This is a genomic window from Tateyamaria sp. (assembly GCF_059783535.1).
The window spans coordinates 1-6,821 of record NZ_JBYNDP010000139.1 but is presented as its reverse complement, the minus strand read 5'-3'; the positions used below and the strand labels follow the sequence as shown (position 1 = coordinate 6,821).

Below are 6,821 nucleotides of genomic sequence, written 5' to 3'. Positions count from 1 at the left end.
CCCTTGCGACGTTCGAGGTGATCCCGCGCCAAACGCGATCCGGTGATGACCAGGACACGCCCACCTTGTTTGGCAAAGCGGCCCATCAGATGTGCGGCAGTTCTGCCAGCAGCGATATTGTCCACGCCAATAAAGTGATCCCGCTCGGAACTGGGCAAATCCGCGACCAAGGCCACCACAACGATCCCGCGCGCCCGGGCACGCTTGACTGCATCACGTACCGATGGCGTTTCGGGTCCGAATACCGCCACACCGTCCGTGCGGCTTGCATCCACGTTGTCCAGTGTCTGAACAATGGCTTGTGGGTCAAATGGTGGGACCCGCACAGTGTCCAGTGTTGTCCTCTGATGCCGCAGCTTGATGGCCTGTTCTGTCACATGATGATCAAGCGCCACCACAAATTCGTTGGCCGTGTCCGGTAGGATAAACAAGAGGTTGTAGACGCGGCCACGCGCCAGATTGGCAGCGGCGGTGTCACGAACATAGCCAAGCTCGGCAATGGCTTTGTTGACCTTTTCGATGGTCACCGATCGGACGCCGGGCCGCGCGTTCAAAACACGGTCCACCGTCGCCAGCGACACACCCGCCACGCGCGCGATGTCGTTGACGGTCGGTTTGATCCCTGTCTTGGCGTCCTGCTTGTTCAACCGTACCTACCCTTTCAAAGCTTTGGCCAACCCTTCAAAGACCAGCGCCACCGCCTCGGCCCCTGGGTCGTTGTGCCCCTTCAAGTTCTCCGAGGGCACATACGCTGCACGTCCCGCCTTTGCACGGTGAATATCTGCCGTGCTGTCGGCCCCTTTGCGCGCTGCGGCGGCAGAGGCCTCCATTCCGCCTGAAAGTGCATCCAGCGCAGGGGCCAGCGCGTCGATCATTGTACGGTCGCCCACCTGCGCGCCGCCCACGTCACTCACGCGCTTCAGGCCCTCGACCAACGCCTTTTGCACAGGTGCACCACCGGCACAGGCATCACCGGCCGCGTTGAAGTAGATGGCAAGGATAACACCCGATGATCCGCCCATCGTCTGGCTGAGTTCGTTGCCAAGCGCCGGGAAAAGCTGGGTGAGATCAGCCAGCGGCATGGCATCAAGTCGGTCCTGGAGCGCGCGCGCGGCTGTTGCGAGGGTGCTGCCCGTGTCCCCATCACCGGACTTCGCATCCAATTCGTTCAATGCGCTTTCTGCGGCGATTAGGACATCGGCCACGGCGGCAATGGTATCGCGAGTTTGCGCGTTGGCCGAGGGGATCGGTTCGATCGGGGTCAAACCATCGGGAAGCGCAGTGACAGGTACTTCCACCAGCGCTTGCATACCCGGCCACGCAGCCATCGGGACAGGTGCGGCCAACGCGTCCAGATCCTCTTGCGTCGTAGGCAGAACCGAAACGGAAAACCCGTGCATATCAAGCGATGTCATCATCGAGGCTGGGCCGATCACATGGCTCGCAATCCCCGCTTGTGCCAGCCCATGACACAGAACGGACATCTCAAGTGGTGTTGTCGAGCCGAGATTATTGACCAATGCCACACATGGACCTTCTGGCGCGTGATCGCGCAGTTTGGTCAGGACCAGATCCATAGCTGCGGCTGCGCCGGAAAAATCAACCTGCTCCACACCCGGCTCGCCGTGAATACCCAGGCCTAATTCTGCCTTGCCGGTCGGGATGCGGTTTTCCTTGGGCGACCCTGGTACGGTGCAGGTGTCGAGGCTGGTGCCGATGGAGGCCACATTCTTGATGATCCGCCGGGCTGCTGCTGCCACATACTCAAGCGGTTTGCCGGCTTCGGCCATGGCGCCTGCAATCTTGTGGACAAAGAGCGTACCCGCAACGCCACGGGGTTGCGGAAGATCGGGCAACGCAATGTCGTCATCGACGACCACCATCTCGACCTTTCGACCAAGGGCCCGGGCACGCTCGGCGGCGAGGCCAAAGTTCAGCCGGTCGCCGGTATAATTCTTGACGATCAGCAAGCAGCCCGCCTCGCCGGTCACGGCAAGGATACCGGCCAGCACCGCCTCGACCGAAGGCGAGGCAAACACCTCGCCACAGACCGCAGCGGTCAACATGCCTTGGCCCACAAACCCAGCGTGGGCGGGTTCATGTCCCGAGCCGCCGCCCGAAATCAGCGCCACACGATCACGGGCCCAGTCAGACCGGTGGACCACCTTGATATGCGGATAGCCGTCAAGCCGTGTCAGAGCCCCACCCGAGCAGGCCAAGAGCCCATCGATGGCCTCTTTGACCAAGTCCTCCTTCGCATTGACGAATTGTGTCATGTGCTTGTCCTTTCTCAGGTGATCCGAGCGCCGGAGGCGTCAAAGAAAACCGGGTTTTCGGGTGCAATCTGGATGGTTTCGCCTGCACTCAGCGACGTGTGTGGATCGGTCAGGGTGATAACGTCATGGTCCGCAACTTTCAGGTGCAACCGTGTCTGATCTCCCAAATGTTCAACACGCACAACCTGCGCATCACAACCTGACCCGTGCCGGATGTTTTCCGGTCGCAAGCCAACCTGTTGCGCGCCTGCCGGCGCATCTTCACCCAACAAACCAACCGGCAGGAGGTTGATACGAGGTTGGCCCAAGCGGGCCGCAACATAGGCCGTCTGCGGGTTTTCGTAGATCTCTCGTGGTGTCCCGAATTGCACCAGTTGTCCTTCGTCCAGAACACCCACATGGGTGGCCATGGTCATCGCTTCGATCTGGTCGTGGGTGACATAAAGAAGTGTAGCAGCCAGCTCTGCATGGATGCGTTTCAACTCGACGCGCAGGTCGGCGCGCAGCTTGGCATCAAGCGAGCTAAGTGGTTCATCCATAAGGTAAACCTGCGGATCGCGCACCAGCGCGCGACCGATGGAAACGCGCTGCATCTCGCCGCCTGAAAGCTCGGTCGCCTTGTTGTCCAGCTTGTGCGGGATGTGCAGGACCTCGGCCACTTCCTGCACCTTGCGGGCCACCTCATCCTCGGGCGTCTTCAGGATCGGAGACCGCAACGGGAAAGCGAGATTATCCCGCACGGACATGTGCGGATAGAGCGAGTATTGCTGGAAAACCATAGCCACATCGCGCTGTGCAGGCGTCAGGCCTGCCACCGAAGTACCGCCAATGTGGATGTCGCCCGCGTCGGATTTTTCCAAGCCTGCAATCAGGCGCAGGGTAGTGGTCTTGCCTGCACCTGTTGGCCCAAGAAGGACAACAAACGCGCCGTCGGGAATGGTCAGGTCCATCTCGATCACGGCCTGCGTCGCCTTGAAGGACTTGGAGACGCCGCTCAGTTGCACCTCAGCCATGGGCCAGCACTCCTTCGTTCAGTTCCGAGCGCAGAGCGCGGCCCGTGGCCTTGTTGAACAGGGTCACGGTCTTGCTGTTGAAGCCGAGGCCCACCGTTTCGCCCACTGTCGCGGGCTGGTCAGAAGCGATACGCGCCTTCACCTCTCCGTTCGGGGTGTCGAGCGTTATGATCTGTGTCGTGCCAAGGTATTCGGTCGCCAGAACCTTGCCGCGATAGCCGCCGTCGTCAGACAGCAGGATATGTTCTGGGCGGACGCCAAAGACCAGGTCTCCGGCGGCACCCTCACGCAGGGCCGGCACGCTCATCGTCTGATCGCCGAGCATGACTATCTCTTCACCCTTTGCAACTTTTCCCTGGAAATTCAGGAAGTTCATGGACGGTGAGCCGATGAAGTCGGCCACGAACATGGTGGCAGGCATGTCGTAGATGTCCTGCGGTTTGCCGAACTGTTCGACGACGGCGTTGTTCATCACGACAATTTTGTCGCCCATCTGCATGGCTTCGAGCTGATCGTGGGTCACATAGACGGTGGTGGCGCCCATGCGGTCGTGCAGGGCGCGCAGTTCTTCGGCCATGTGTTCGCGGAATTCGGCGTCGAGTGCTCCAAGCGGCTCATCCATCATGAACGCCTTGGGTTCGCGGACGATCGCGCGGCCCAGTGCGATCCGTTGCCGGTCCCCGCCGGACAGACCGCCGACGGGCTTCTTGAGGATGTCCTTGATCCCGAGGATCGTCGCGACCTCGTCCACCTTGGCCCGGACCTGCGCGCGGGGCATGCCCTGGCTGACCAGCGGATAGCTGAGATTCTTGTAGACATTCATATGCGGATAGAGCGCGAACATCTGGAAAACAAAGGCAATATCGCGCTCGGAGGGCGGGCGTTGGCCGATCTCTTCGCCGTCGAGGTAAATCTCCCCGCTCGTAGGGAGTTCCAGTCCTGCGATCATGCGCAAGGTCGTTGTCTTGCCGCAGCCAGAGGGGCCCAGCAGCATGAAGAATTCGCCATCTTCGATGGTGAAGGAGCTTTCGCGCACCGCGACGAAATCCCCGAACTCCTTACGGACATTTTTGATAACAATTTCAGCCATCTGCGGCCTCCTCGCCAATCCGCAAGAGGGTGCCATCCAGATCCCAAAGCGTCGCTTCACGCATGCCCCAGGTCTTGTCCTCGGCGGGCAGAAACTTGGGAAAGACGCCCGCCCTCGGCAGGTCCAGCTTTGCTATCTGGTCGGACAAGGCGTCCACGGACTTGGGCCGGATATAGACCCCGTGGTCGCACGTTTCGGGCGTATGATCGGGCTTGGAAAAGAAGTGGAGTTCCACCTTGTCACAGTTCATCAGCAGGTATTCACCATCCTTGTACCACGTGTCGAAACCCAGCTTTTTGTAGAAGGTCTCGGTCACATCGAAATCGCGTGCAGGCAAGATTGGGCAGGCTTGTTCCCACATCTATTCGCCCTCCGGGAAATGCGAGACGATGATGAACATGACTGTCCCGACGAGCGTGGTGATGAAGGAATAGGTAAAGGCCCAGAGCACGAAAGGTTGCATCAGCATGAAGACGCCCAGGGCGATGATGATGGTGGCCAGCATCTCCCACGGGCCGCGGCGCATACGCATGAGGCCGGTCAGAAACGTGCGCATGACGTGCTCTCCAATTGGCTGAAAACAGGGGAGTGACATCCGTACAGCATCCGTACACCCCCTGTGCACCCCACCGGCACCCCCCCGGTGCACCAAGATGTTGTGATCCGACATAGACGGGTCATTTGCGCACCGCTCCGAATGTGATGCCTCGCAACAGGTGCTTGCGCAGGAGGATGGTGAAAATCATCACGGGCAGCAGGAAGATCGTGGCCCCAGCCGCAACCGCGGGCCAGTCGAGGCCTCCGACGCCGATGATGGTCGGGATGAAGGGTGGCGCTGTCTGGGCCGTGGCCGAGGTCAGCAGCACCGCGAAGGCGTATTCGTTCCAGGCAAAGATCAGGCAGAAGATGGCGGTGGAAGCGATGCCCGTGGCCGCTTGCGGCAACACCACCTTGTAGAACGCCTGGAACCGCGTGTAGCCGTCGATCAGCGCCGCCTCTTCATACTCGCGGGGAATTTCGTCGATGAAGCCCTTGAGCAGCCAGACAGCGAGCGAGATGTTCACCGCCGTGTAGAGAAGGATCATGCCCAGATGCGTGTCGCTGAGGCCGAGGTTGCGGTACATCAGGAAGATGGGGATCGCGACGGCGATGGGCGGCATCATCCGCGTACTGAGGATGAAGAACAGAAGATCGTCGGCCAGTGGGATTTTAAAGCGACTGAAAGCGTAGGCCGCGAGCGTGCCGAGGAAGATACTCAGGAAGGTCGAGCCGAAGCCGATGATGACCGAGTTCAGGAACCGCTCACCGAATTTCGACGGACCGACGATGACCATGTCGTATTCGCGCACGATCTCGTCCGCCCAGTTCTGCGGCGGGTTGGCCTCAAGGAATTCCTGCGTTTGACGCGTGCGGGTGGTGAACAGGTTCACGTACCCTTCGAGCGTGGGCTCGAACACGACCTTGGGCGGGTAGCTAATCGCATCGCTGGGCGACTTGAAGCCGGTGAGCATGATCCATGCCAACGGGATCATGGTGATCAGCGCATAGAGTATGACCAGCGATCCGGCGAACCATTTCGACCGCGTGCTGGGTTCGGTGACGGAATATGCGCTCATGATGTGCCGTCCGGTTTAGGTTTCGAAGTTTGGAGGAGGGCTGTCTGCCCCCCGGCGCATGTGCGCCGCCCCCCGAAAGTATTTCTGGCAAGATGAAGGATAGATCGGGGCATTCTCAGCGTTCCTTCACCTTGTTGAGGGCTTTGACGTAGATGCTGGCGAGTCCGAACACCGTCACGAAGAGGATGATGGCGTAGGCGGATGCGTAGCCCGTGCGCCATTTCTCGAACGCCTCGCGTTTGAGGTTGATCGAGGTGAGTTCGGTTGTCGAACCTGGGCCGCCGCCGGTGAGTTGCACGACGAGGTCGAACATCTTGAAGTTCTCGATCCCACGGAACAGCACCGCCAGCATCAGAAAGGGCAGAACCATGGGAATAGTGATGGTGAAGAACTGGCGCAGTTTCGAGGCGCGGTCGACCTCGGCCGCTTCGTATATGTAGTCAGGGATCGACCGGAGTCCCGCAAGGCAGATCAGCATCACGAAGGGTGTCCACATCCATGTATCCACGATGACGATGGACCAAGGGGCCAATTGGACGGAGCCGAGCATCTCGAAGCTTGAGGGTTCTTTGCCTGTGAAGAAGGCGATGATGTAGTTAAAGAGGCCGATTTGCGGTTGATAGAGGAATTTCCAGAAATTCCCGACCACCGCAGGCGACAGCATCATGGGCAACACGATGATTGTGGTCCAGAGGTCGTTGCCCTTGAACTTCTTGTTGATCAGCCAGGCCAGCGTGAACCCGATCAGCACCTGCAGCGCGATGGTCCAGAACAGAAAATGCGCCGTGGCCTGCATGTTCAGCCAGATGTCGCTGTCGGTCAGGAT

At 59.8% G+C, this 6,821-nt stretch carries 8 protein-coding genes; all 8 read right to left on the bottom strand.

From position 1 onward, the window contains the following. Positions 1–647, bottom strand: a 647-nt coding sequence (locus tag AC6RA8_RS18880; RefSeq protein WP_500354840.1) for a LacI family DNA-binding transcriptional regulator, incomplete at its 3' end; no start/stop codon positions are given. Between the two features lie 6 nt (positions 648–653). Continuing rightward, entirely contained in the window at positions 654–2,276 is a 1,623-nt protein-coding gene (locus AC6RA8_RS18875; RefSeq protein ID WP_500354839.1) for a dihydroxyacetone kinase subunit DhaK, read from the bottom strand. A gap of 14 nt (positions 2,277–2,290) precedes the next feature. After that, the gene (locus AC6RA8_RS18870) at positions 2,291–3,289 is read right to left on the bottom strand and encodes an ABC transporter ATP-binding protein (RefSeq protein WP_500354838.1); all 999 of its coding nucleotides are present in this window, start codon (positions 3,287–3,289) and stop codon (positions 2,291–2,293) included. After that, on the bottom strand, positions 3,282–4,379 hold the full coding sequence (locus AC6RA8_RS18865; RefSeq protein ID WP_500354837.1) for an ABC transporter ATP-binding protein: 1,098 nt from the start codon (positions 4,377–4,379) through the stop codon (positions 3,282–3,284). The genes AC6RA8_RS18870 and AC6RA8_RS18865 overlap by 8 nt, the downstream gene beginning before the upstream one ends. Beyond that, the gene (locus AC6RA8_RS18860) at positions 4,372–4,740 is read right to left on the bottom strand and encodes a bleomycin resistance protein (RefSeq protein ID WP_500354835.1); all 369 of its coding nucleotides are present in this window, start codon (positions 4,738–4,740) and stop codon (positions 4,372–4,374) included. The genes AC6RA8_RS18865 and AC6RA8_RS18860 overlap by 8 nt, the downstream gene beginning before the upstream one ends. After that, positions 4,741–4,935 (bottom strand): hypothetical protein, encoded by a 195-nt coding sequence (locus AC6RA8_RS18855; RefSeq protein WP_500354833.1) that lies wholly within the window; start codon positions 4,933–4,935, stop codon positions 4,741–4,743. Between the two features lie 121 nt (positions 4,936–5,056). Further along, on the bottom strand, positions 5,057–5,995 hold the full coding sequence (locus tag AC6RA8_RS18850; protein ID WP_299743259.1) for a carbohydrate ABC transporter permease: 939 nt from the start codon (positions 5,993–5,995) through the stop codon (positions 5,057–5,059). Positions 5,996–6,110: 115 nt separating this feature from the next. Then, on the bottom strand, positions 6,111–6,821 hold a 711-nt coding region (locus AC6RA8_RS18845), incomplete at its 5' end, for a carbohydrate ABC transporter permease (RefSeq protein WP_500354831.1).